Raw genomic sequence first — 22,613 nt, 5'->3', positions numbered from 1 at the left:
ATAATAGCCACGACCCCGCGGCCGCACCACCCGGGTTCGCCATCCCACCTTCGCCGTATCCACCTTGAGCGCTGTTCCCGTCGTCCCCGTCGATTCTTCCGCCGATGCCAACGCGCTGTGGGTCGTGTGCCTGTGCGCCGAATGGTGCGGCACCTGCCGCGACTATCGGCCGCTGCTGGTCGAGCTGGCAAAGGCGCACCCGCAGTTCCGCTTCGCCTGGGTCGACATCGAGGACCACGCCGAGATCGCCGACGCCTTCGACGTCGAGACCTTCCCGACCCTGCTAGTGGCGGGTGCCGACGGCACGCGCTTTCTCGGTCCGCTGCTGCCGCACATCGAAACGCTGTCGCGCCTGCTCGGCGCGCTGCAGCCGCCGCAGCCTTCCAGCCTCGACGTCGACCTGCTGCTGGCCGTGCTCGAGAAAAAGCCCGCGGCCTTCGCGGTCTGACCGCTTCGGAGCTTCCTTCCCATGAACATCCTGATCTTTGGCGCCACCGGCATGGTGGGGCAGGGCGTGCTGCGCGAGTGCCTGCTGGCGCCCGACGTGGAACGCGTGGTCGCGGTGGGACGCAGCGCCACCGGGCAGCAGCATCCCAAGCTGCAGGACCTGGTCCACAAGGACATGTTCGACTACCGCGCCATCGAGTCGCAGCTGACGGGCTTCGATGCCTGCTTCTTCTGCCTGGGCGTGTCGTCGGTCGGCATGAAGGAGCCCGAGTACAAGCGCATCACCTACGACCTGACGATCGCAGCCGCCACCGTGCTGGCGCGGCTCAACCCGGGCATGACCTTCACCTACGTGACGGGCGCGGGCACCGACAGCAGCGAGCGCGGCGAACGCATGTGGGCGCGTGTGAAGGGCGCGACCGAGAACGCGTTGATGCGCCTGCCGTTTCGCGCGTCTTACATGTTCCGGCCCGGCATGATCCAGCCGCTGCACGGCGTGCGCTCGAAGACGCCGCTGTACGACGCCGCGATCGTGGTGCTCAAGCCCGTGCTCGGGCTGGCCCACCGCTGGTGGCCCGACCGCGTGACCACCACCGAGAAGGTGGGCCGCGCGATGCTCGCGGTGGCGCGCCGGGGCGCACGCAAGGTGCTGCTCGATCCGGCGGACATCAACGCGCTGGGCAGCTAGGCCGCCCCGCGTTCTTCACAGTTTTCAGCCCGCGACGAAGTCGCGCAGCGCGAACAGCACCTCGTCCGGCGCCTCGCTCATCAGCGCGTGGCCGGCATGCACCGTCACCACCTTGGCGTTGCGCGCCTTGCTCACCAGCGCCTTGGTGGCGCGCGGCGGCGTCATCTGGTCGGCGTCGCCCAGGAGGAACAGCACGGGGCACTGCACCTTCTCCATCGCGGCTTCGCCGTTCGCATAGTCGTTGCAGGCCTTGAAGCCGATGTGGAACACATTGGCCTCGCGGTTGCTCGCGAGCACGCGGCGCATCAGCGCGCGCGAGCTGCCGTACAGCCACGTGCCCGGGCCGAGCGACGAGGGCGGCGGCGCCAGCAGCGAGTGCGAGAAGGTGTTGACCATCGCGATGGCGCGCTGCGGATCGCTCACCGAGCTTTCGAGCAGCGCGGGCGACACCACCATCGGGTAGGCGGTGCCGACCATCGCGAGCTGCGTGATGCGTTCGGGCGCGCGTGCCGCGGTTTCGAGCGCGATCAGCGAGCCGAAGCTGTGGCCGACCAGCGCGGCCTTCTGCACGCCCGCCGCGTCGAGCAGCGCGATGACAAACTGAGCCGCCTCTTCCACGCTGGCCGGCGGCGCGCCGGCGCTCTTGCAGTGGCCCGGCAGGTCGACCGCCAGCACGTTCCAGCCGTGGTTGGCGAACCAGCGGCTTTGCAGGATCCACACGCTGTGGTCGTTGAGCACGCCGTGGATGAACACCACCGTGGGCTTGGCCGCATCGAAGGGCTTGCCGGCGGTGTAGCAGTAGGTGTCGTGGCCGTTGACGGTGTAGTTCATCTCAGGCGCCCGCCTTTTCTGCGGCCTTCAGCGCGCGCTTCAAGTCGTCGATCAGGTCGGCCGGATCTTCCAGGCCGATCGAGAGGCGAATGGTGCCCTGCGAGATGCCCGCGCCCGCCAGTGCCTCGTCGGTCATGCGGAAGTGCGTGGTGCTGGCCGGATGAATCACCAGGCTGCGGCAGTCGCCCACGTTGGCCAGGTGGCTGAACAGCTTGAGCGCCTCGATGAAGGCCTTGCCCTGCGCGCGGCTGCCCTTGATGTCGAAGCTGAACACGGCGCCCGCGCCGCGCGCGCCGTGGCGCAGCAGCTTCTGCGCGAGCGCATGGCTCGGGTGCGACTCGATCAGCGGATGTCCCACGCGCGACACGAACGGATGGCTGGCCAGGAACTCGACCACCTTCTGCGTGTTGTCGATGTGGCGTTCCATGCGCAGCGGCAGCGTCTCGATGCCCTGCAGGATGAGCCACGCCGTGTGCGGGCTCATCGAGGCGCCGAAGTCGCGCAGGCCTTCGCGGCGTGCGCGCAGCAGGAAGGCGCCGACGGTGCTTTCCTCGCTGAACACCATGTTGTGGAAGCCGTCGTAGGCCTGTGTGAGCTCGGCGAACTTGCCCGACTTCTCCCAGTCGAAGCTGCCGCCGTCGACCACCACGCCGCCAATGACGGTGCCGTGGCCGGACAGGAACTTGGTGGCCGAGTGGTAGACCAGGTCGGCGCCCCAGTCGAAGGGCTTGATGAGGTAGGGCGAGGTGAGCGTGGAGTCGACCAGCAGCGGCACGCCGGCCTCGTGGGCGATGTCGCTCACGGCGGGAATGTCGAGCACGTCCAGGCCCGGGTTGCCCACGGTCTCGCCGAAGAAGAGCTTGGTTTCGGGGCGCACCGCGGCGCGCCAGCCATCGAGGTCGCCGGGCTTCACGAAGGTGGTCTCGATGCCGAAGCGGCGCATCGTGTAGTGCAGCAGGTTCTGCGAGCCGCCGTACAGCGCCGTGCTGGCCACGATGTGCGAGCCCGCGCCCATCAGCGTGGCGACCGACAGGTGCAGCGCCGCCTGGCCGCTGGCCGTGGCGATGGCGCCGATGCCGCCTTCGAGCGCCGACACGCGCTGCTCCAGCACCGCGTTGGTCGGGTTGCTGATGCGCGAGTAGACGTGGCCCGCGCGTTCCAGGTTGAACAGCGCGGCTGCGTGGTCGCTGGATTCGAAGACGAAGGAGGTCGTCAGGTGGATGGGAACGGCCCGCGCACCGGTGGTGGGGTCGGGGGCAGCGCCGGCGTGCAGCGCGAGGGTGTCGAAACCGGGGTCGGAATAACCGGGCATGAAGGCCTTTCTGTTGTCTCTTCGCAATGCCCCGTGACGCCGGCAATGCTTGCACAGGCGACAGGGGCGTTCGGGTCGGCGTCGATTGTGGGCTATATTCAAATCGGCACGACGCCGAGAACGACGAATCCCCGAGAGGAGCACCACCATGAAAGTCAGCGACATTCTTCGCGTCAAGGGCAACACGCTCTTCACCACCACGCCGGACGACCCGCTGGCGGAAGCCGCCAAGACCATGGCGGACAAGGACATCGGTTCGCTGGTGGTCATGGAGCACGGCGACCTGGTCGGCATGCTCACCTTCCGTGAAGTGATCGTGGCGGTCGTCAACAACGGCGGCCAGGTCGGGACCACGCTGGTGCGCAAGGCCATGGACGACGCGCCGGTCACCTGCACGCTCGAAACCGACCTCGACGAAATCCGCCGCATCATGCTGGAGCGCCACGCGCGCTACATGCCCGTGATGGACAAGCGCATGCTCATGGGCGTGATCAGCTTCTACGACGTGGCCAAGGCCGTGGTCGACGCGCAGAACTTCGAGAACAAGATGCTCAAGGCCTACATCCGCGACTGGCCGGAAGACGAGAGCAACGAAAAGGCCGGCTGAGCCTTTTCAGCCAGCCACTGACCGACTCGCCGTCGGCCCCTTCAAGCGAACACCGAGGAACCGGCTTTGCCGGGCCTCTGGTGTTGCCCCCGGTAGGGGGTTGGCGAAGCGACACGAAGTGCGCGCAGCCTGGGGGCGAGCTTCTTACTCTTTGATGTTGGCGGTCTGCACGATCTTTTGATTGCGTGCGTACTCGGCCTGCACGAATTTCCCGAACGCCTCCGGCGTTCCACTGCCCGGCAATGCGCCTTGCTCCGCCAGCTTGGCGCGCACGCCTTCTTCCTGCAGCACCGCATTCAGTTCCTGGTTGAGCCGCGCCACCACGGCCGGCGGCGTCTTCGCGGGCGCGAAGATGCCGGTCCAGCTCACCATGTCGTAGCCCTTGAGGCCGGGCATCTCGTTGAAGGTGGGGACCTGCGCGAGCGCCGGCAGGCGCTGGCTGCCGGTGATGCCCAACGCCTTCAGGCGCTTGCCGTTCACATGCGGAATGGCGCTGGTGCTCACCAGCATCGCGAGGTCGACCTGGTCGCCGATGACGTCGGTGGCGATCTGGGCACCGCCGCGGTAGGGCACGTGCGTCACGAAGATGCCGCTGCGCTCCTTGAGCAGTTCCATCGCCAGCTGCAGCACGGTGCCCACGCCCGAGGTGGCGTAGTTGTAGTGGCCGGGCTGGGCCTTGGCGAGCTTCACGAAGTCGGCGTAGCTGCGCACGTCCAGGCCGGGGCGCGCCACCAGCACCATCGGCGCGGTGTTGAGCAGGCCGACGGGCGCCAGGTCCTTGAGCGGATCGAAGCGAAAGGCCGAGGGGTTGACCAGCCGGCCGATGGCGATGGCGCTGTCGGGGCCGACCACCAGCGTGTAGCCGTCGGGTGCCGCGCTCACGGCCTTGGCCACGCCGATGGCGCCGCCCGCGCCGCTCACGTTCTCGATCACGACCGACTGCTTGAGCCGTTCGCCCAGGCGCTGCGCCACGAGGCGGGCGTTGACGTCCACGCTGCCGCCGGCCGTGAAGGGCACGATCAGCGTGAGGGGCTTGGCGGCGGGCCAGGCGGGCTGCGCGAAGGCGCCCGTGGGCAGGGCGGCGCAGAGTGCAGCGGCAGCGAGGATCAGGCGGCGGTTCGTGGTCATGGCGGGGTTCATCCGGGGAAGGGGGTGGCGGAGGGCATGGGCTCGGAAGGCAGGCGGGCGCGCAGCGCGTCGAAGTCGGCGCTCCATTCGGCGCGCCACTGGCGGCGCTGCGTGTCGTCGATCCAGGCGCCGTCCAGGCCGTTGTGCATGAAGCCGCGCAGGTCGTCCAGGCCGAAGCCGAAGTCGCGCACCATCATCAGCCAGGCGCCCGTGGGCGTGACCTGGTGCAGCGTCGGGTCGTCGGTGTTCGGATGGATGCGCAGGCCCAGGCCGGGCATGCGGCGGATCGGGTGGTCCAGCGCCCAGCGCTCGGGCGGCAGCGTGCGCAGGTAGTAGGAGTTGGTCGGGACCACGGTGAAGATCACGCCGCGCTCGGCGCACTGGCGCGCGAAGTCGGGCTGGTCGACCACCGTGTAGCCGTGGTCGATGCGGTCGACCTGCAGCAACTCGACCGCAGTGCGCACGTTGGTCCAGGGCATGCCGAACTCGCCGGCGTGCGCGGTGGTCTTCAGGCCGGCCTTCTTCGCATCGGCGTACGCGCGGGCGAAGAGCTCGGGCGGGCGGTCGTTCTCGCGGTAGTCGATGCCGATGCCGATCACCTCGTCGCAGCGGTGGGCCTGGACCCACTCGACCATCTCCACCGCAGCCTCGGCGCTGGCCTCGCGGTCGATGGCGGCAATGAGCCGGCCGGTGATGCCGAACGCCTGCTGCGCATCGTGGATCGCGCGGACGATGGCGCCCTGCGCCAGCGGGTAGGCAATGCCCGAGCCGTGCACCGTGCCGGTCGGGTTCCAGAAGAACTCGGCGTAGCGCACCTGGTGCGAGGCCGCGTCCTGCAGGTATTCGAGGGTGAGCTGGTACAGGTCGTCGGCGCTGCGCACCAGCTGGGCGTCGAGCGCGCGCAGCACACGCAGCACGCCCACGGGCTTTTCGCCGCGCGTGTAGAAGCCGTCGATTTCCGCGTCGGCCAGTGGCGCGCCGGCGCGCCGGTTGAGCTGGCGGAAGGTGTCGTGGCGCACGGTGCCGAAGAGGTGGCAGTGCAGTTCCACCTTGGGAATGGCGCGCAGCATCGCTTCGAGCGTGAAAGGAGCGGCGGCGGGCGCAGGCGCGGCAAGGGTCATGCGGCGCAGTCTAGGCAGTGCGTGCTCATAAGGAAAATTTTGAATTTCTATAATTTGATTCATTGAATCGATAACCAGGATGCCCATGGCCGCCTTGCCCCTGCGTGCGCTCACGCTGCGCCAGCTGCAGTGTTTCTCGGTGCTGGTCGAGGAAGGGCACTTCGGCCGCGCGGCGCGCCGGCTCGCCATCACGCAGCCCGCGCTGAGCAACGCGATCAAGCAGATGGAAAAGCTGCTCGGCGCCGAGCTGCTGACCCGCTCCACCCACCGGCTCGAACTCACGCCCGTCGGCGCCGAGGTGCTGGCGCGCACCGATTTCCTGGTCCACACCTTCGAGGTGGCGCTGCGCGACATCGAGAGCACGGTGCAGCGCGGCCGGGCCTATGTGCGCGTGGGCGTGATCCCCTCGGCCAGCGCGCGCGTCGCGGCGGCGGCGGCCGGCTTCCTGCAGCAGCGCGCCGAGGTGGAGCTGGCCTGGCGCGACGCGCCCTCCACGGTGCTGCTGGCCGAGCTGCGCAGCGGTCAGCTCGACATGGCCGTGGCCGCGATCACCGAACCGCCGGGCGGCCTGGAATGCATCGACCTGTTCCGCGACCCGCTGGTGCTCGTGGTGCGCAGTGACCACGCGCTGGCGGCGGCCGGCGAGGCGCGATGGGAGGCCATCGGCAGCGAGCGCCTCGTGCTGTTCGAAAGCGGCAGCATGCCGGCGCTGGGCGACCCGGCGCGCGCGCAGTTCGCGCAGGGCGCGCAGCCGTACCGCGTGAGCTATTCCGAAACGCTCTACGCGCTGGTGCGCAGCGGGCAGGCGCTGGGGCTGATGCCGCGGCTGTACACCTCGTCGCTGCGCGACCCCGAACTGGCCGTGGTGCCGCTGTCGGCGCCGCGCATCGAGCGGCGCGTGGTGCTGGCCTACCTGCCAGGGCCGATGCGCAACGTGGCGGCGCAGGAGCTCATCGGGTTTTTGCGCGAGCGGTTGCCGCAGGCCTAGGCAGTCTCCAGCATTGCCATGCGCGTTTCGCTACTGAAACGCTCCAGCGTCCAGCCCTCGCCGAGCATGAACATGCGCGTGTGCAGCTGCGACAGCGTGTCGCCGTCCACTTCGTCGCCGAGATAACTCAAGCGCTTCTCGCGCAGGTCGACGAAGCCCGTCGTGTAGTCACGCCCCAGGCGCAGCCACAGTGCGTGCGCGCCCGGCGACTGGCGCGCGCCGCTCATCAGGCACATGCCGCTGCCCAGCGCCCAGCGGTACACGGCCGTGGCCAGTCCACGCCGCTGGTAGGCGGGGTCGTACTGCGAATGCGGCGCGCGGATGTGGCGGTCGGCGCGGCGGTCGAGTTCGATCAGGCGGTTGAACACGGTGTAGCCGACCAGCCGCTGGTGGCGCACGTCCTCGATGTACACGTAGGTCTCGCCATCGGCCTCGCGAAAGCGTGCGCGCAGGTCGGGGTCGTCCAGGCGCAGCGCGGGCAGGTCCTGCACGCGCTCGCCCATGGCGCGCATGCGCTCGTACACCGGCGTCAGCGGCTCGCTCGGGCGACCCTTCTTCGGATCGACGTCGATGCGCAGCTCGGCCGGCCGCAGCAGGCGGCGGCGCAGCGCGTCGAACGACAGCCAGGCGGGCCAGGGCGGCAGGGCAGGCGAAGGCGAAAAAGAGACGGAAGGGGAGCAGGCAAGAGCCACCACGGGGAAATCCTCACGACGAAACACGACGGCGAAGCGGGCGAGGTCCTTCCGCGCGGCACGGGGCCGGAGGCGGGAAGAAGGTCGGACGCTGGGGGAAGTGGTGCGTCGCCCGGGCGGATCAAAGCCAGGACGCGCGACCGCGCGGGGCGGGTGCCCGACGGTCGATGTGCGCTGAAGAAAAAAGGAGGCTGACCGCCGGGCTCAGGGATGTGCGAGGGTCTGCTGCGACCTCGCCGTCATCGCCGCGGGTGCGCGCACGCGCGCGTCGCCCGGGGCCGCAGAGGCCGCCGCGCGATCGAAAGCGGGGATGAAAACCATGACGTTCATAGGGTCGATTGTAGGAAGCCGGGGGTGTTCGGGCAACCAAAGCCCCCGCGGTCTCTGCCAGATTGAACGCGGGTTGCGCTCAGTGCAGTTCGTCGGCCGCGTGGATCGTCTCGCGCACGCGCGGGTAGATCTGCGTGTTCCATTTGCTGCCGCTGAACACGCCGTAGTGCCCCACGCCGGCCTGCAGGTGGTGCGTCTTGAGGTACGGGCGGATGCTGCTGCACAGGTCTTGCGCGGCCACGGTCTGGCCGACCGCGCAGATGTCGTCGCGCTCGCCTTCCACCGTGAGCAGCGCGGTGCGCCGGATCGCCGCGGGGTTCACGGTGCGCCCGGCCACGGTGAGCACGCCGCGCGGCAGGTCATAGGTCTGGAACACGCGCTCGACGGTCTCCAGGTAGAACTCGGCCGGCAGGTCGTTCACGGCCAGGTACTCGTCGTAAAACTCGGCGATGGTGCGGGCCTTGTCGAGCTCGCCTTCGACCAGCAGGCGTTCCATGTCCTCGAACTGCTTCTTGTGGCGCTCGGGGTTCATGCTCATGAAGGCCGTGAGCTGCAGGAAGCCCGGGTACACGCGCCGCATCGCGCCCGCATGCGGCCACGGCACATGGCTGATGAGGTTGCGGCGGAACCAGTCGATGGGCCGGTCGGTCGCGAGCTTGTTCACGGCGGTCGGGTTGATGCGGCAATCGACCGGCCCCGCCATCAGCGTGAGGCTGCGCGGCGTGGCCGGGTGGTCGTCTTCGGCCATGAGCGCGGTCGCGGCCAGCGCGGCCACGCAGGGCTGGCACACGGCCACCATGTGCGCGCCCGGGCCCACGGCCTCGACGAAGCGCATCAGCTGCAGCGTGTAGTCGTCCAGCCCGAAGCGGCCCTGCCACAGCGGCACGTCGCGCGCGTTGTGCCAGTCGGTCAGGTACACGTCGTGGTCGCGCAGCAGGGTGCGCACGGTTTCGCGCAGCAGCGTGGCGAAATGGCCCGACAGTGGTGCGACCAGCAGCACGCGCGGGTGCACCGCTTCGGTGTGTGCCTTGCGAAAGTGCAGCAAGGTGCCGAAAGGCGAGACCAGCGCGGCCTCTTCGTGCACGGGCACCTCGGCGCCGTCGACCACCACGCTGTCGATGCCGTAGGCCGGCCGCGTGTGGGTGAGCCGCATGCGCGAGAAGACCTCGCAGCGCGCGGCCATGCGCCGCAGCGCGGTGCGCTCGGTGCCGTCCTGCCAGAGGGCGCGGCCCAGGTACTGCGCGGTGAGCCGCCATGGCGAGAGCAGGTCGGCCTGGTTCTGGTAAGCGCGGTACAGCATGCCCCAGCTGCAGGCAAGTTGCGGGCCAACCGTGTGGCACGGCGCTTGCACACAGCACGCATCGTCCAAGGAGTGTCGCGATGGCCAAACCCGTTCTCACGATCAGCAGCAAGAACTACGGCGCCTGGGCGCTGCGCGGCTGGCTGATGTGCAGGCTCGCGGGGCTGGACTTCAGCGAGAAGGTCATCCCGCCCGACGACCCGGCCATGAAGGCCGAGATGCTGCTGCTGTCGTCGTCGATGCTGGTGCCTTCGCTGCAGCATGGCGGCATCAAGGTGTGGGACACGCTGGCCATCGGCGAGTACCTGAACGAGATCAAGCCCAAGGCCGGCCTGCTGCCCGCCGACGCCGCGGCGCGTGCGCACTGCCGTGCCATCTGCGGCGAGATGCACTCGGGCTTTGCCTCGATGCGCGGCGCGCTGCCGATGAACATCAAGGCCCGCTTCAAGAACTTCAAGGTGTGGTCGCGCGCGCAGGGCGACATCGACCGCATCGTCGCCATCTGGCGCGAGTGCCTGAAGGCCTACGGCGGCCCCTTCCTGTTCGGCAAGCAGCCCGGCATGGCCGACGCGATGTACGCGCCCGTGGTCACGCGCTTCCTGAGCTACGACGTGGCGCTCGACAGCGTGTGCGCCGCGTACTGCAAGCGCGTGATGGAGCTGCCCGCCATGAAGGAATGGGTGGCCGCCGCGCTGCAGGAGCCCGACGAGATCGACGAACTCGACGCGGAGTTCTGACGCTGCTTCTTCAGGTGCTCGCGGGCGGCAGGCCGAGGCCGTCCTGCCGCAGCCGGCGCTCGATGCTCTGCGCGGCCTGCTGCAGGTCGCCCAGGTGCGCCGACACAATCTCGCGCTCGCTCTTCACCGCCGGCAGCCACGCGCAGCTGAGGCAACCCACCACCTGCTCGCCCAGCCGCACCGGCACCGACACGGCGCCGAAGCGGTCGGGCGAATCGAGGCTGGTGGACGTGGGGTCGCGCGCGGCGTAGCCCTGGTCGCGTGCGTGCGCCACCATGCGGCGGATGCTGTCGGGGCGCCGCGCGCCGCGGTCGAAATCGTTCGGTGAGCGCGCCAGTGCGGCGAGGATTTCTCGCCGCTCGTCTTCGGGGCAGAAGGCGAGGTAGCAGCGCCCGAGCGAGGACAACAGCATCGGCGGACGAAAGCCCAGCGCGCGGTAGTTCACCGCGAGGCCGTTGCGTGGCCGGTCGGTGTCGAGGATCAGCATGGCGGTGCCGTCGCGCACGCCGAGGTCGATGGGCCATGGCACCAGCCGCTGCAGCGTGGCGCGCGGCGATGCGGCCAATGCCGTGAGCCGCGTGCGCCATGCCGCCGCAGCGCCCGACTGGCCGGTGGCCGAGGTGGGCACGTAGCGTTTTTCCAGCTCGTTGCGCTCCACCCAGCCGGCCTGTTGCAGCGTCTTCAGGATGCGCAGCAGCGTGGCCTTCGACAGGCCGGTCTGCCGGTGCAGCTCCTGCAGCGTGACGGCCGACGAACGCTGGATGGCCAGCATCACATCGAGCCCGCGGCGCAGGGCGTCGATCGACTTCACGCTGTGCGCGCCGCTGGTGTCCGACATGTCGCCTCCGAAGAAAAAAGGTTCACTCAGTGAAACTATATCTTCTGGCCGCGCGGCGCCATTCCTACAGTCCGACGACACCCCCACGTCGTCTCACCGAGAAGGAAAACGCAAGATGTTCCACCAACGAAACATGGTCCGTGCCGCTGCAGGAGCCATTCTTTTGCTGTGCGCCGCGACAGCGGCGCTGGCGCAATCGTGGCCCGCGAAGCCGGTCACGCTGGTCGTCGCCTACCCGGCCGGCGGCGACACCGACGCCATCGCGCGCACCTACGCCGAGAAGCTCGCGCAGCGCCTGGGCCAGCCGGTGCTGGTCGACAACCGCCCCGGCGCGAGCGGCATGATCGGCAACGCCTGGGTCGCGAAGGCGCCGGCCGACGGCTACACGCTGCTCTTCACGCCCAGCACCTTCCCCATCGCGCAACACGTGCTCAAGGCCGGCCCCGGCGTGGCGCACGACGTGGTGAAAGACTTCACCCCCATCGTCAAGACCGGCAACATCCCGGTGCTGATGGTCACGGCGCCCACGAGCGGCATCCAGACCGTGGCGCAGCTGGTGGCCGGTGCCAAGGCCGGCAAGGCCTTCACCTACGGCACGCCGGGCGCGGGTTCGCCGATGCACATCGCGGGCGAGCTCTTCAACAAGGACGCCGGCGTGGCCATTGCGCACGCGCCGTACCGCGGCGTGGCGCCGGTGGTCAACGATACGCTGGGCGGCCACGTGAGCGTGGGCTGGATCACGCCCGGCGCGGTGGCGGGCCACATCGCCGCCGGCAAGCTGGTGCCGCTGGCCGTGGCCGAGCGCCAGCGCACGAAGCTCATGCCCAACGTGCCCACCTTCCTGGAGCTGGGCTACCGCGACGTGGACGTGAGCGCCTGGATGGGCCTGCTCGGCCCGAAGGCGATGCCGTCCGAGGTCGTGCAGACGCTCAATCGCCACGTCAACGAGATCCTGAAGATGCCCGACGTGCAGGCCCGCATGGCCGCGCTGGGCATCGAGCCCGTGGGCGGCGAGCCGGCCGTGCTGGCCCGCCAGATCGCCGACGACGACCAGCGCTTCGGCAAGCTGGTGCGCGAGTTTGGCATCCGCGCTGACTGACCCTACACACCCGCAGACAAGGAGACGATGCATGTTGAGCGAAGAAAAGAACCGCCTGCTGACCGAAGTCGGCCCAGGCAAGCCCATGGGCGATTACCTGCGCCGCTACTGGCACCCGATCGCCGGTGCCAGCGAGTTCGACGACAAGGCCGTGAAGCCGCTGCGCATCCTCGGCGAGGACCTCGTGCTCTACAAGGACCTGAGCGGCAACTACGGCCTTGTCGACCGCCGCTGCCCGCACCGCAATGCCGACATGTCGTACGGCTACGTGGAGAAGTGCGGCCTGCGCTGCAGCTACCACGGCTGGCAGTACGACACCGGCGGCCAGTGCATCCACCAGCCCTTTGAAGAAACGCTGGACCCCGACGCGCGCATGCGCAAGAACACGAAGATCAAGGCCTACCCCGTGCAGGAAAAGGCCGGCCTGCTGTGGGCCTACATGGGCCCGCAGCCCGCGCCGCTGCTGCCCGACTGGGAGCTCTTCAACTGCAAGAACGGTTTCGCGCAGGCCGTGTTCGCCGAGATCCCCTGCAACTGGTTCCAGTGCCAGGAGAACTCCATCGACCCCGTGCACTTCGAGTGGACGCACAACAACTGGACCACGCGCCTGCAGGGCGACGAAGGCCCCTACGTGCCCACGCACCTCAAGCTCGCCTTCGAAGAGTTCGAGCACGGCTTCGTCTACAAGCGCCTGCGCGGCGGCGAGCGCGAAGACAACGTGATGTGGACCACCGGCCGCGTCACGCTGTGGCCCAACGGATTCTTCCTCGGCCATCACTTCGAATGGCGCGTGCCCATCGACGACCACCACACGCTGAGCGTGCTGTGGGTGCTCAGCCGCGTGCCCACCGAGCAGGAGCCCTATGTGCAGGAACGCATTCCCTCGTGGTACGGCCCCATCAAGGACCCGGCCACGGGCCGCTGGATCACCAGCCACGTCGCCAACCAGGACTTCGTGGTCTGGGTGGGGCAGGGCACCGTGACCGACCGCACGCGCGAGAAGCTGGGCCAGAGCGACAAGGGCATCGTGATGATGCGCCGGCGCTTCTTCGAAGAACTCGAGTCGATGCAGTCCGACCCGGCGCACGAGCCCAAGGGCCTGATCCGCGACCCGGAGAAGAACCGCGACGTGTTCCTGCCCTCGGCCTGCCGCGACGAGATGTTGCACGGCCTGCCGCGCGAGGAACTGGCCGCGCATCCGCTGCTGGGGCCGTACCTGAAGGACTTCTTCGGGCAGGCCGGGCAGCCTGACGACGTGCGCGCGGCGTATGAGGCGGCCATCGGCCAGAAGGTGGAAGGTGCGCGCTTCTTCAAGGTGCACGGCGGTGAGGCGGACACCGAGGTGGAGACACAGGAAGCCGCGTAACGCACGCCGCGATCCGGGTCTTTGCGCCGGGGCTCGCCTCGACGCGAACAGCGTGTGAACATCCCATTTCGGGAGCACACGCCGTGAAGTTTCGTGATCGCGCACAGGCCGGCCGCCAGCTCGCTGCGTTGCTGCAGCGGCGCGGCGGTTTTGCGGACGCCGTGGTGCTGGCGCTGCCGCGCGGCGGCGTGCCGGTGGCCTTCGAGGTGGCCCGCGCGCTGCGGCTGCCGCTCGACGTGCTGGTGGTGCGCAAGCTGGGCCTGCCCGAACAACCCGAGTACGCCTTCGGCGCGCTCGCGGGCGACGGCGTGCCCGAGATCGACGAACACCTGGTGCGCACGCTGGACCTGCGGCCTTCGGAGATCGATGCCGTGGTCCGTGCTGAACTCGCCGAGTTGGCGCGCCGCACGCAGGTCTATCGCGGCGATCGCCCGGCGTGCGAGGTGCAAGGCCGCACGGTGCTCGTCATCGACGACGGACTCGCCACCGGTGCCACCATGCGCGCGGCCGTTCGCGGACTGCGGCGACAGGGCGCCGGCACCGTCATCGCCGCCGTGCCCGTGGGGTCGCCCGAGGCCTGCGAGGCCTTGCAGCGCGAGGCCGACGACGTGCTGTGCGTGCGCTGCCCCACGGTGTTTCGCGCGGTCGGTGCCTGGTATGAAGATTTCTCGCAGACGACGGATGACGAGGTCTGCGCGCTGCTGGCGCAGGCTTAGCGCCTGAACATCCGCAGATCGAGCGCGCTCTCTTCGCCCAGCCACATCGCATGGGCCGTGTGGTCCGCGAAGTCGTCGCCGGTCACGCCGTGCACGAACACGTCGAGGCCGTTGCGGTTGGCGTCGAGCCAACCGATGACTTCGTCGAACTCTGCGGCGTCGAAGGCCAGCTGGCAGCTCCAGTGCGGGTGCGGGCCGACGAGGCGTTCGTGCACCCGGCCCACCACCACCATCAGTTCGCGGCCGGCGCGCTCGCTGAGCTCGCGCGCCTGCGCCAGCGTGGCGGGGGCGAAGTAGATGTGGGCGTGGTACTGGGCGTAGAGGTTTTCGGGGCGGCGCGGCATGGTGGGCTCATTGTGAACCGAGGCGGAAGCGTCCGCTGTAGCGAAACACATCGCCGAACCAGCGGTGGCGCAGCTGCATCTTCATGGTGAAGTGGTCGGGGTCGGTGGGGTCGGGCCGCTCCTCGACGTAGGCGGTGCCGAGCAAGAGGCCCAGCGGCAGCGGAATGCGCAGCCCCGCGACGCGCCAGATGTAGCCCCTGTCGCGGAACACGAGCGCGCCGTCTTCCGCGCTCACCGCCAGGCGCATGCCGATGCCGAAGCGCACGTATTCGATCACCTCGCTGCCTTGCGCCGCGTCGTGCTCCATGTGCGAGCGGAAATGGAAAGGCGGCCTGCCCGGGAAGTGGAAGACACGGTCCCAGTAGAGGTGGGCGTTGTCGGGGCGGCAGCGGTAGTGCACCTCGATCGGCACCCGGGTACCCTGGTGCGGAACCAGCGCGCCGAACAGCCGACCGAAGGGCATCAGCAGCGCGGCCCAAGGCGCGTGCCAGACCTCGCTCATGGTGCCGCGCACGCAGACGTAGTCGTCGGAGAAAGGCGCCATCGTGTAGTGGCGGCGAATCACGTCGCCGAGCTGGTCCCACGCGGGGCTGAGCGCCTGCTGGAAGACGGGCGGCGCGCTCATCCCGCCACCGCCCCGGTGGCTTCGCTGCGCGCCTTGTAGAAGCGCAGGATGTTCTCGGAGGCATCGCCCAGCAGGAACTGCATGACCGGGTCCGCATACCAGTTGAAGCGCGTGCTCAGCCGCCACGACACCGCGACGCGCAGCTCGGTGCCACCGTCGCGCGGCGTCAGGGTGTAGGTGGCGTCGCGCAGGTCGAAATACTGGCCGCCGATCATCACGTGGTCGTCGAGCGCGCCGGCGGGGAAGGAGTCGGGCGTGAAGCGGAAGCGCCACTTCAGCAGGCGATCGGGCTGCCACTCGGTGACGACCTCTTCGAAGTGCACGTTCTTCTGCCACTGCACCTGGCGCACGCGGCCCTCGGGCGTGTCGACGGTCACGCCCGACACCGGCATCGGCACGCCGACGCGGTAGGCCCACGCGTTGCCGACTTCGCTGGGGCGGATGTCGCGCGCGGCGTTGAGCTCGTGCCACACGCGGTCGGCCGGCGCTGCGATGAAGAGCGTGCGCGAGGTGTTCGAGAACTGGTCCGGGTTGGGCCATTGCGGCTCGATGCCGCCGAGCAGCAGCGGCACCAGGGCGACGCTGTACAGCGCGGGCTTGGGCCAGTTGGTGATGCGGCACACGATGCCCATGGCCAGCCCGCCGACGCTGCCCATCACCGCGAACAGCGGCACGATGAAGGCGGCGCAGATGATGCCCTCGATGAACACCATCAGCGTGCCGCCGACGAACAGCGCGGTGGCCACCCACGGCGCCCAGAGGTAGTAGCCCCAGCTGCGCCGCTCGATGCGCTCGGCCATGTACACGGTGACCGCGCCGCACGCCGCGGGCGCGAAATAGACGAAGGAGCCCAGCATGGCCGAGAAGGGCTTGCCGGGGCCGCCGCTGAAGACGAGGCGCAGCACGAGCGCCAGCGCCGCGCCGGCGAACATGGGCCAGAACCAGCCGAAGGGCATGCCGCGCACGGGCTTGGGCGCCGGCACGTCGTCGTTGGCGGGCAGGTCGGCGAGTTTGCTTTCTTCGGGCTCGGTGCGCATGGAAATCTCTTCTCCTCTTTTTGTGATGTCTCAGCTGACGCTGCGCCGGGCCGTCACCATGGCGTAGTCGAAGTCGCGCCAGAACATGCCCAGCGCGAGCGCGCAGTAGCTGGCGACGATGTGCTTGCGGCGCCAGGGGCTGAGCTTGCCGCGTGCCTTCCACAGTTCGGCGAGCGTGAAGCGCGTGGCCAGCACCGGGATGTGCAGCGCGCTTGGCGCCACGCGCCAGCGCAGCGAGGTGAACGCGATGTCCTCGAAGCCGTGCGCGCGCAGCGCGGCCGTGAAGTCTTCGCGCTGAGCGAGGGTGGGCACGGCCCAGCTGTCGGCCCAGAGGCGGTGCAGCCAGCCCGCGAGACGGCCCGGCCGGCGGCGAAGCAGGAAGCCATCGACCACCACCAGTCGCGCGCCGGGCTTGAGCAGCCGCGCGGCCTCGCGCACGAAGTCGGCCTTGGCGGTGCCTTCGGCGTAGCAGGCGCTTTCGAGCGCCCAGGCACCGTCGGCCTGGGCGGCAGGCAGGCCGGTGCGGGTGTAGTCGGCCTCGACGTGCGCCACGCGGTCGGCCACGCCGGCACGGGCGTCGAGGCGCGCGGCGATGCCGTTCTGCACCGGCACGTTGGTCACGGTGACCGCGTGCAACGCGGGGTCGTCGCCGACCAGCGTGCGCGAGGTGGCGCCGGCGCCGCAACCCAGGTCGAGCACGCAGCGCGGGGCATGGGTGGCGGTGTCGAGCCGCAGCGCGCGGCCGACGGTGCGGTTCATCTCGATCAGCATGCCCTCGCGTCGCAGCGGGTTCAGGCCCAGGCGCCAGAAGCCGAAGTGCATGTTGTAGCTGGGGCTCCAGGCGCGGTAGTCGTCGGCGACCTCGGTGAAATAGTCCTGCGTGTCCTCGCGGCTCACGTGGCCTTCGACGGCAGGCGGCGCAGGCCGCGCGGTGCCGGGCAGGCGGAAGTCGGGCTGGAAGACGTCGGGCATCGAAAACTCCTTCAGGCGTGAGCGGGTGGTGTGTGACAGCGTGAGTTTTTTAGAGCTTGCAGTGGTCGTCGGCGCATGTCGCTGGCGCGATCGCACCGTGCCCCGCGAGCCGCAGGACCAGCCAGCGCGGCAGCCGGTAGCGGTTGCGGGCCAGCACCGCGTAGGCGCGGTCGGCCAGCCGGCCGATCACCGGCAGGTCGAGCACCGCGCCGCCGGCCGGCAGGCCCACCGCGGCGCGGCAGGCGCGGATGGCGTCGACGCCCACGCGCAGTTGGCCTGCGGCATCGACCGCGTGCAGCGAGCGCATCAGCGCTTCGCGCGGTGCTGGGCCGCTTGCGAAACCGATGGGCGAGCAGTCGACCAGGCGCAGCCGCTTCGCGCTGTCGCGCGCCTGCATGGCGCCCATTTCGGCCGTGCACAGCGGGCAGGTGGCGTCGAAGTAGACGGTGAGCGGGTAGGTGGCGGGGGCGAAGCGGGTCATGGTGCTTTTGGTTCTCGATATTTCAGTCAAAACAGAAATAAGAAGGCAAAAAAAAGGACGCGGCCTTTCTCAGATCATGGGCAGGCTGGCGTGGTGCGCGTCGGGGTCGTCGCCCTTGCCGGCGCCAGGAGGGGCGGGGGGCGGTGGGCTGTCGCCGCGCACGAACTTCTGCACGCTGGCGCCGAGCGTGAGCACCTTGTCGAGCGTGCCGGGCGACAGCCGCAGCATCTCGTCGGCCCAGGTGGCGAGCTTGGTCATGAGGTCCATGGTGGAGCGGATGCGGTCTTGCGCATCGGGCGGCTCCTTCTGGAAATCGGGGCTGGAAACGATCTCGCGCAGCACGCGGATGGTGGGGTCGAACTCGCGCTCCTTGCGCTCGCGCACCACGGTGCGGAACAGCTCCCACACGTCGACGCTGGTCTCGAAGTAGTCGCGCCGGTCGCCCAGCGTGTGGGTGACGCGCACGAGGTTCCAGGCCTGCAGTTCCTTCAGGCTGTTGCTGACGTTGGAGCGGGCCACGCCCAGCGTTTCCGACAGCTCTTCGGCGTGCATCGGCTTGCCGTGCGCGAAGAGCAGGGCGTGGATCTGTGAGACCGTGCGGTTCACGCCCCACATGGAGCCCATCTCGCCCCAGTGCAGGACGAACTTGCGTTGAATGTCGGTGAGTTCCATGGCGTCGAGTTTAGGAATTCCTGAATTTCTGTCAAGACAGAAACAAAAAACTGTGCGTGTCGGGATCAAAAGTGAAATACTGTATGAATAAACAGTTATTCGCCTTGTTTCCTGTTTCCTTCCAAGGACTCGCCATGCCCGCCGCCCAGGTTCCCATCCACATCATCAAGGGCCGAGGCGCGGCCACGCGGCTCGCGCACCGGTTCTCCAAGGACGAACGCGACGCCTTCGACGATGGCTGGGGCACGCTGGAAGACGGCGAGGCCGAAGCCGCCGGGCTGTTGCCACTGGCCACCGAGGTGCGCTTCGAGGACGTGAAGTCGGTGCTCAGCAGCAACGAGTCGCCCGACATCCCCTTCGACCGTTCGCTCAACCCGTACCGCGGCTGCGAGCACGGCTGCATCTACTGCTTTGCGCGGCCCACGCACAGCTACCTGAACCTGTCGCCCGGCCTCGACTTCGAGACCAAGCTCATCGCCAAGCGCAACCTCGTCGAGGTGCTGCGCGCCGAGCTCGGGCGCAAGGGCTACCGCCCCAGCAACCTCGCCATCGGCACCGCCACCGACTGCTACCAGCCCATCGAGCGCGAGCTGCGGCTCACGCGCGGCGTGATCGAGCTGCTGAGCGAGGTGCGGCATCCGTTCGCGCTGGTCACCAAGTCGAGCGCGGTCGAGCGCGACCTCGACCTGATCGCGCCCATGGCCGCCGACCGGCTCGCGGCCGTGTACGTGACCGTGACCACGCTCGACGGAGAACTGGCGCGCAAGCTCGAGCCACGCGCCGCCGCGCCGCACCGGCGGCTGCGCACCATCCGCACCCTGGCCGAGGCCGGCGTGCCGGTGGGCGTGAGCGTGGCGCCGCAGATTCCGTTCATCACCGAGGACATGGAGCAGGTGCTCGAAGCCGCCTGGGAGGCCGGCGCGCGCAGCGCCTTCTATACGGTGGTGCGGCTGCCGTGGGAGGTGGCGCCGCTCTTCAAGGAATGGCTCGAGTTGCATTACCCGCAGCGCGCCGAGCGCGTGATGGCGCGCATCCACGAGATGCGCGGCGGCAAGGACTACGACGCCGACTTCGCCACGCGCATGAAGGGCAGCGGCCTGTGGGCCGACCTGATCCACCAGCGCTTCCAGAAGGCGACACACCGGCTGGGCTTCAACCGCGAGCGGATCGCGCTCGACACCGGCGCGTTCCGCCCGCCCGGCGCGCAAGGGCAGGGCAGCCTGTTCTGAGTGCGAGCAACGCTGACGCGCCCCGGCCCCGGACCGCTGCGGCTGACGAGGGCGGTCGGTAGGGCAGCCCTCGCTTCCACGCAATGCCCGGGCCTACATGAAGAAGTCGTCCAGCGGTGGCGGCGCCACGACACCCACCAGCTGCACTTCGAAGTCGGCGGTGCCGTTGCCGTCGATATCGGCCTGCAGCGTCTGGGTGGCGACGTCGAACCTCAGTTGTCCGGCCACGTTGGTGAACGCTGCATCGCCGAGGTAGCTGAAGGCATCGTCCGCGTTCGCGTTGCCCGAAATGGCGTCGATGCCCGACAGGTCGAGCGTGTCCGCACCGCTCATGAATCCGGAGACCACGTCCCGGTTCGCACCGGCCGCACTCTCGGCCACGGCATTGAAGTCGTAGATATCGTTGCCATCGCCCCCGGTGAGCGAGTCCTTGCCCAGTCCGCCGGTCAGCGTGTCGTTGCCGCCGCCGCCGTTGAGCGTGTCGTTGCCCGCGCTGCCCTGGATCGCTTCGTTGTCCGCGCCGCCGGTGAAGGCGGTGCCGCCGACGATGCCGACGTCCAGCACCTGCGTCGCGGTGGCGTCGCCGTCGGCGTCCTTGACCGCCAGCGAGAACTGCAGGTTGGCGTCGAGCTGGCCGCTGTTGAGGGTGACGAAGCCGATGTCCGAGATCTTGATGACGTCGTTGTCGGACGTGGCCGCTTCGGGGTTGGCCGTGCCGGGTGTTCCCGAGAATTCCTGCAGCGTGGTGCTGTTGCCGCCGGCCCCGGTCAGCGCATTGAGGTTGATGGCCGTGCCCGTCACGCCTTCGGTCGACACCAGCAACTGCGCCCCTTCGATGACGTAGTTCTCGGTGCCGGTGTTGAAGTCGTTCGACTCGATGATGACCGCGCCGTCGTTGTTGTCCAGCGAGATGCTGTACGGGGCCGGAATGGTGCCGCCGGATTTGATGATGTCGGCGTTGTCGATGATGATGGCCTTCGTCGTGCGGCTGCCGTCGTCCGGGTCCACCAGCTTGAGCACGAGCACCAGGTCCTCGCTGCCGATGCCGTCGAACTTGAGGAACATGCCGGCGGCCTGCGTGGTCGGCGTCGCGGTCGTGAAGCCGAACGGGTTCGCGGCGAAGAAGTCGAGGTCCAGCACCTCGCCCTGCTGGATGGTGTCGCCCGCCACGCCGTTGGCCAGGTTGGACACGCTCACCCACGTCCCGGCCTGCTTGAACAGCTCTCCGTTCACGAAGGCGGTTCCGTTGGCCGTGCCCAACGGGGCTGCCGGAGCGATCGCCTGGATGTTGTTGGCACCGGTGCCGCCGCCCGGCTCGCTGTAGCCGGTGAACTGCACGAAGAAGTTGCTGCTCAGCTGGGCCACCGACACGTCGGGCTGCGTCTGGTCGACCGTCGATGTGCCCACCGTGTAGCCGGTGAAGCCCAGCGCCTGGCCGGTCGAGACGGTGTTGAAGCCCGCGATGGGCGCATTCAGCGCGAGCGAGTAGGTGCCGTTCACCTTGTCGAAGCTCAGCGTGCCGGTCGCGTTGGTGGTGGTGGCCGAGCCCGGGTCCGGCTTGTAGCTGAAACTCACGGCGAACGAGGCGCCCGTCGCCGTCTCGGAGGTCCAGGTCACCGTCGGGCTGGTGATCGCCGCATTGCCCACCGTGCCGGTCAGCGTGATCGCTGAAAAGTCGGAGTTGGAGACGCTGTAGCTCGACCGCGCGTCGGCGCCGATCTCGTAGTCGAAGGTGCCGGTGCCGCCAGGTGACGGGTTGCTGGTGTTCGCGTAGATGAGGTCGGTGCGGGCCAGGATGGTCGGGCCGTCGTCCTCGAAGTTCAGGGCCTGGCCGATGTTCAGGAAGTCCGAGCCCGTGTTCTGGTCGCCGTCCTTGTCGGTGATGGTGTCGGTGCGGGTCAGCACGATCAGGTCGGCTGCAGTGAGCGTCTTCGAGTCGTCCGGGTTGGTGGCGTCCGGGTGCACGACGGCGCGCTGCTGGTCGAGCGTGACGAGGCCCGCAGCGTTCACGCTGACGGTGAAGACCAGCAATCCGCTGCCGGCCGTGCGCCCTTCGACCACGCCGCCGGCCGTGAGGGTCAACACCACGCTCTGGTTGCTGAGCGTGTCGACCAGGCCCGAGGCAACGCCCGCGCTCTTGACGCTGAGCGCGTAGGCGCTGGCGACCGTGCCTGCGCCGTCCGCGCCGTAGGTCGGCGTGCTGGTGAAGTTGTCGGCGAAGCTGGCCGACGCGTTGGTGGCGAAGATGGTCTCGTCCACCGTCAGTGGATCGGCGGCCGCCGTGTCGGCCACCGTGATGCTCGGCCCGTCATCCTCGAAGTTCAAGGCCTGGCCGATGTTCAGGAAGTCCGAGCCCGTGTTCGGGTCGCCGTCCTTGTCGGTGACGGTGTCGGTGCGCGTCAGCACGACCAGGTCGGCCGCGGCGAGCGTCTTCGAGTCGTCCGGGTTGGTGGCGTCCGGGTGCACGACCGCGCGCTGCTGGTCGAGCGTGACGAGGCCCGCAGCGTCCACGCTGACGGTGAAGACCAGCGCACCGCTGATGGCGGTACGCCCTTCGACCACGCCGGCGTTGACGGTCAGCACCACGCTCTGGTTCGTCAGGGTGTCGACGAGGCCCGAGGCGATCCCTGCGCTCTTGACGCTGAGCGCGTAGGCGCTGCTGGTCGTGCCTGCACCGTCCGCGCCATAGGTCGGCGTGCTGGAGAAGTTGTCGGCGAAGCTGGCCGAGGCGTTGGTGGCCAGGGCGGTTTCGTCCACTGTCAACGTGTCGGGCGATGCCGTGTCGGCCACCACGATGCTCGGCCCATCGTCCTCGAAGTTCAGGGCTTGGCCGATGTTGAGGAAGTCCGAGCCGGTGTTCTGGTCGCCGTCCTTGTCGGTGATGGTGTCGGTGCGTGTCAGCACGACCAGGTCGGCTGCGGCCAGCGTCTTCGAGTCGTCCGGGTTGGTGGCGTCCGGATGCACGACGGCACGCAACTGGTCGAGCGTGACGAGGCCCGCAGCGTCCACGCTGACGGTGAAGACCAGCGCACCGCTGATGGCGGTACGCCCTT

23 protein-coding genes are annotated in these 22,613 nt (G+C 68.9%); 9 read left to right on the top strand and 14 right to left on the bottom strand.

The features are described from left to right. The first annotated feature begins 64 nt into the window (after positions 1-64). Complete coding sequence (locus tag AC1RAD_RS27925; RefSeq protein WP_139705773.1) at positions 65-448, top strand: thioredoxin family protein; 384 nt, start codon at positions 65-67, stop codon at positions 446-448. Positions 449-469: 21 nt separating this feature from the next. Then, positions 470-1,135: an NAD-dependent epimerase/dehydratase family protein gene (locus tag AC1RAD_RS27920; protein WP_070059721.1), complete on the top strand. Its 666-nt coding sequence runs from the start codon at positions 470-472 to the stop codon at positions 1,133-1,135. 24 nt (positions 1,136-1,159) lie between these two features. On the opposite strand, the gene AC1RAD_RS27915 is transcribed toward AC1RAD_RS27920, so the two are convergent. After that, the gene (locus AC1RAD_RS27915) at positions 1,160-1,966 is read right to left on the bottom strand and encodes an alpha/beta fold hydrolase (RefSeq protein WP_492729699.1); all 807 of its coding nucleotides are present in this window, start codon (positions 1,964-1,966) and stop codon (positions 1,160-1,162) included. Position 1,967: 1 nt separating this feature from the next. Beyond that, the gene (locus AC1RAD_RS27910; protein ID WP_369644093.1) at positions 1,968-3,278 is read right to left on the bottom strand and encodes an O-acetylhomoserine aminocarboxypropyltransferase; all 1,311 of its coding nucleotides are present in this window, start codon (positions 3,276-3,278) and stop codon (positions 1,968-1,970) included. Positions 3,279-3,426: 148 nt separating this feature from the next. Here AC1RAD_RS27910 and AC1RAD_RS27905 point away from each other — a divergent pair, with 148 nt between their 5' ends. Then, a complete protein-coding gene (locus tag AC1RAD_RS27905) occupies positions 3,427-3,885 on the top strand; it encodes a CBS domain-containing protein (protein ID WP_062476634.1) in 459 nt (152 codons plus the stop codon). 144 nt (positions 3,886-4,029) lie between these two features. Here AC1RAD_RS27905 and AC1RAD_RS27900 read toward each other — a convergent pair whose 3' ends face one another. Further along, positions 4,030-5,013 carry a Bug family tripartite tricarboxylate transporter substrate binding protein gene (locus tag AC1RAD_RS27900; protein WP_492738324.1) on the bottom strand — a complete coding sequence of 328 codons (984 nt, stop codon included), beginning with the start codon at positions 5,011-5,013 and terminating at the stop codon, positions 4,030-4,032. An 8-nt stretch (positions 5,014-5,021) separates the two neighbouring features. Continuing rightward, a complete protein-coding gene (locus AC1RAD_RS27895; protein WP_492738322.1) occupies positions 5,022-6,134 on the bottom strand; it encodes an adenosine deaminase family protein in 1,113 nt (370 codons plus the stop codon). An 85-nt stretch (positions 6,135-6,219) separates the two neighbouring features. Here AC1RAD_RS27895 and AC1RAD_RS27890 point away from each other — a divergent pair, with 85 nt between their 5' ends. Continuing rightward, a complete protein-coding gene (locus AC1RAD_RS27890; RefSeq protein WP_159275177.1) occupies positions 6,220-7,122 on the top strand; it encodes a LysR family transcriptional regulator in 903 nt (300 codons plus the stop codon). Here the strand turns inward: AC1RAD_RS27890 and AC1RAD_RS27885 are convergent. Beyond that, entirely contained in the window at positions 7,119-7,817 is a 699-nt protein-coding gene (locus tag AC1RAD_RS27885; protein ID WP_492695036.1) for an N-acetyltransferase, read from the bottom strand. The genes AC1RAD_RS27890 and AC1RAD_RS27885 overlap by 4 nt on opposite strands. Before the next feature lie 406 nt (positions 7,818-8,223). Then, a complete protein-coding gene (locus AC1RAD_RS27880; RefSeq protein ID WP_492738321.1) occupies positions 8,224-9,444 on the bottom strand; it encodes a polyhydroxyalkanoate depolymerase in 1,221 nt (406 codons plus the stop codon). Positions 9,445-9,524: 80 nt separating this feature from the next. Between AC1RAD_RS27880 and AC1RAD_RS27875 the strand changes: the two genes are divergently transcribed. Continuing rightward, positions 9,525-10,181, top strand: a complete 657-nt coding sequence (locus AC1RAD_RS27875) for a glutathione S-transferase (RefSeq protein WP_062476661.1) — start codon at positions 9,525-9,527, stop codon at positions 10,179-10,181. A gap of 10 nt (positions 10,182-10,191) precedes the next feature. Here AC1RAD_RS27875 and AC1RAD_RS27870 read toward each other — a convergent pair whose 3' ends face one another. Further along, entirely contained in the window at positions 10,192-11,019 is an 828-nt protein-coding gene (locus AC1RAD_RS27870; RefSeq protein ID WP_492738319.1) for a helix-turn-helix domain-containing protein, read from the bottom strand. A gap of 115 nt (positions 11,020-11,134) precedes the next feature. Here AC1RAD_RS27870 and AC1RAD_RS27865 point away from each other — a divergent pair, with 115 nt between their 5' ends. The 3 genes from AC1RAD_RS27865 (at position 11,135) to AC1RAD_RS27855 (ending at position 14,200) form a co-directional block, all read left to right on the top strand. Then, on the top strand, positions 11,135-12,118 hold the full coding sequence (locus tag AC1RAD_RS27865) for a Bug family tripartite tricarboxylate transporter substrate binding protein (protein ID WP_492738317.1): 984 nt from the start codon (positions 11,135-11,137) through the stop codon (positions 12,116-12,118). A 31-nt stretch (positions 12,119-12,149) separates the two neighbouring features. Beyond that, complete coding sequence (locus tag AC1RAD_RS27860) at positions 12,150-13,484, top strand: Rieske 2Fe-2S domain-containing protein (protein WP_492738315.1); 1,335 nt, start codon at positions 12,150-12,152, stop codon at positions 13,482-13,484. Positions 13,485-13,567: 83 nt separating this feature from the next. After that, entirely contained in the window at positions 13,568-14,200 is a 633-nt protein-coding gene (locus tag AC1RAD_RS27855; protein ID WP_492738313.1) for a phosphoribosyltransferase, read from the top strand. On the opposite strand, the gene AC1RAD_RS27850 is transcribed toward AC1RAD_RS27855, so the two are convergent. The 6 genes from AC1RAD_RS27850 to AC1RAD_RS27825 form a co-directional block, all read right to left on the bottom strand. Continuing rightward, positions 14,197-14,544 (bottom strand): DOPA 4,5-dioxygenase family protein, encoded by a 348-nt coding sequence (locus AC1RAD_RS27850; protein WP_095744544.1) that lies wholly within the window; start codon positions 14,542-14,544, stop codon positions 14,197-14,199. The two genes, AC1RAD_RS27855 and AC1RAD_RS27850, sit on opposite strands and share 4 nt — an antisense overlap. A 7-nt stretch (positions 14,545-14,551) precedes the next feature. Further along, positions 14,552-15,169 (bottom strand): DUF4166 domain-containing protein, encoded by a 618-nt coding sequence (locus AC1RAD_RS27845; protein ID WP_492738311.1) that lies wholly within the window; start codon positions 15,167-15,169, stop codon positions 14,552-14,554. Further along, a complete protein-coding gene (locus AC1RAD_RS27840; RefSeq protein WP_492738309.1) occupies positions 15,166-16,206 on the bottom strand; it encodes an SRPBCC family protein in 1,041 nt (346 codons plus the stop codon). Before AC1RAD_RS27840 ends, AC1RAD_RS27845 begins: the two co-directional genes overlap by 4 nt. A gap of 30 nt (positions 16,207-16,236) precedes the next feature. Continuing rightward, the gene (locus tag AC1RAD_RS27835) at positions 16,237-17,178 is read right to left on the bottom strand and encodes an SAM-dependent methyltransferase (protein ID WP_492738307.1); all 942 of its coding nucleotides are present in this window, start codon (positions 17,176-17,178) and stop codon (positions 16,237-16,239) included. Between the two features lie 49 nt (positions 17,179-17,227). Further along, positions 17,228-17,659 carry a thiol-disulfide oxidoreductase DCC family protein gene (locus AC1RAD_RS27830; protein ID WP_492738305.1) on the bottom strand — a complete coding sequence of 144 codons (432 nt, stop codon included), beginning with the start codon at positions 17,657-17,659 and terminating at the stop codon, positions 17,228-17,230. Between the two features lie 69 nt (positions 17,660-17,728). Next, on the bottom strand, positions 17,729-18,331 hold the full coding sequence (locus AC1RAD_RS27825) for a GbsR/MarR family transcriptional regulator (RefSeq protein ID WP_159277636.1): 603 nt from the start codon (positions 18,329-18,331) through the stop codon (positions 17,729-17,731). Between the two features lie 134 nt (positions 18,332-18,465). Here AC1RAD_RS27825 and AC1RAD_RS27820 point away from each other — a divergent pair, with 134 nt between their 5' ends. Next, complete coding sequence (locus AC1RAD_RS27820) at positions 18,466-19,560, top strand: PA0069 family radical SAM protein (RefSeq protein ID WP_159277635.1); 1,095 nt, start codon at positions 18,466-18,468, stop codon at positions 19,558-19,560. A gap of 93 nt (positions 19,561-19,653) precedes the next feature. Here AC1RAD_RS27820 and AC1RAD_RS27815 read toward each other — a convergent pair. After that, positions 19,654-22,613, bottom strand: a 2,960-nt coding sequence (locus AC1RAD_RS27815; RefSeq protein WP_492738303.1) for a DUF5801 repeats-in-toxin domain-containing protein, incomplete at its 5' end; no start/stop codon positions are given.

The sequence above is a fragment of the Variovorax sp. GW823-FHT04B03 genome (genome assembly GCF_058796495.1).
Note: the sequence above shows the minus strand (reverse complement) of the source record. Positions and strands in the feature narration are given on the sequence as shown.

Coding starts and splice junctions, on each gene's coding strand:
- AC1RAD_RS27890 (WP_159275177.1), top strand. CDS start 6,220: ATGGCCGCCTTGCCCCTGCGTGCGCTCACGCTGCGCCAGCTGCAGTGT.
- AC1RAD_RS27865 (WP_492738317.1), top strand. CDS start 11,135: ATGTTCCACCAACGAAACATGGTCCGTGCCGCTGCAGGAGCCATTCTT.
- AC1RAD_RS27845 (WP_492738311.1), bottom strand. CDS start 15,169: ATGAGCGCGCCGCCCGTCTTCCAGCAGGCGCTCAGCCCCGCGTGGGAC.
- AC1RAD_RS27870 (WP_492738319.1), bottom strand. CDS start 11,019: ATGTCGGACACCAGCGGCGCGCACAGCGTGAAGTCGATCGACGCCCTG.
- AC1RAD_RS27820 (WP_159277635.1), top strand. CDS start 18,466: ATGCCCGCCGCCCAGGTTCCCATCCACATCATCAAGGGCCGAGGCGCG.
- AC1RAD_RS27910 (WP_369644093.1), bottom strand. CDS start 3,278: ATGCCCGGTTATTCCGACCCCGGTTTCGACACCCTCGCGCTGCACGCC.
- AC1RAD_RS27830 (WP_492738305.1), bottom strand. CDS start 17,659: ATGACCCGCTTCGCCCCCGCCACCTACCCGCTCACCGTCTACTTCGAC.
- AC1RAD_RS27895 (WP_492738322.1), bottom strand. CDS start 6,134: ATGACCCTTGCCGCGCCTGCGCCCGCCGCCGCTCCTTTCACGCTCGAA.
- AC1RAD_RS27915 (WP_492729699.1), bottom strand. CDS start 1,966: ATGAACTACACCGTCAACGGCCACGACACCTACTGCTACACCGCCGGC.
- AC1RAD_RS27900 (WP_492738324.1), bottom strand. CDS start 5,013: ATGACCACGAACCGCCGCCTGATCCTCGCTGCCGCTGCACTCTGCGCC.
- AC1RAD_RS27825 (WP_159277636.1), bottom strand. CDS start 18,331: ATGGAACTCACCGACATTCAACGCAAGTTCGTCCTGCACTGGGGCGAG.
- AC1RAD_RS27860 (WP_492738315.1), top strand. CDS start 12,150: ATGTTGAGCGAAGAAAAGAACCGCCTGCTGACCGAAGTCGGCCCAGGC.
- AC1RAD_RS27835 (WP_492738307.1), bottom strand. CDS start 17,178: ATGCCCGACGTCTTCCAGCCCGACTTCCGCCTGCCCGGCACCGCGCGG.
- AC1RAD_RS27850 (WP_095744544.1), bottom strand. CDS start 14,544: ATGCCGCGCCGCCCCGAAAACCTCTACGCCCAGTACCACGCCCACATC.
- AC1RAD_RS27840 (WP_492738309.1), bottom strand. CDS start 16,206: ATGCGCACCGAGCCCGAAGAAAGCAAACTCGCCGACCTGCCCGCCAAC.
- AC1RAD_RS27880 (WP_492738321.1), bottom strand. CDS start 9,444: ATGCTGTACCGCGCTTACCAGAACCAGGCCGACCTGCTCTCGCCATGG.
- AC1RAD_RS27905 (WP_062476634.1), top strand. CDS start 3,427: ATGAAAGTCAGCGACATTCTTCGCGTCAAGGGCAACACGCTCTTCACC.
- AC1RAD_RS27920 (WP_070059721.1), top strand. CDS start 470: ATGAACATCCTGATCTTTGGCGCCACCGGCATGGTGGGGCAGGGCGTG.
- AC1RAD_RS27875 (WP_062476661.1), top strand. CDS start 9,525: ATGGCCAAACCCGTTCTCACGATCAGCAGCAAGAACTACGGCGCCTGG.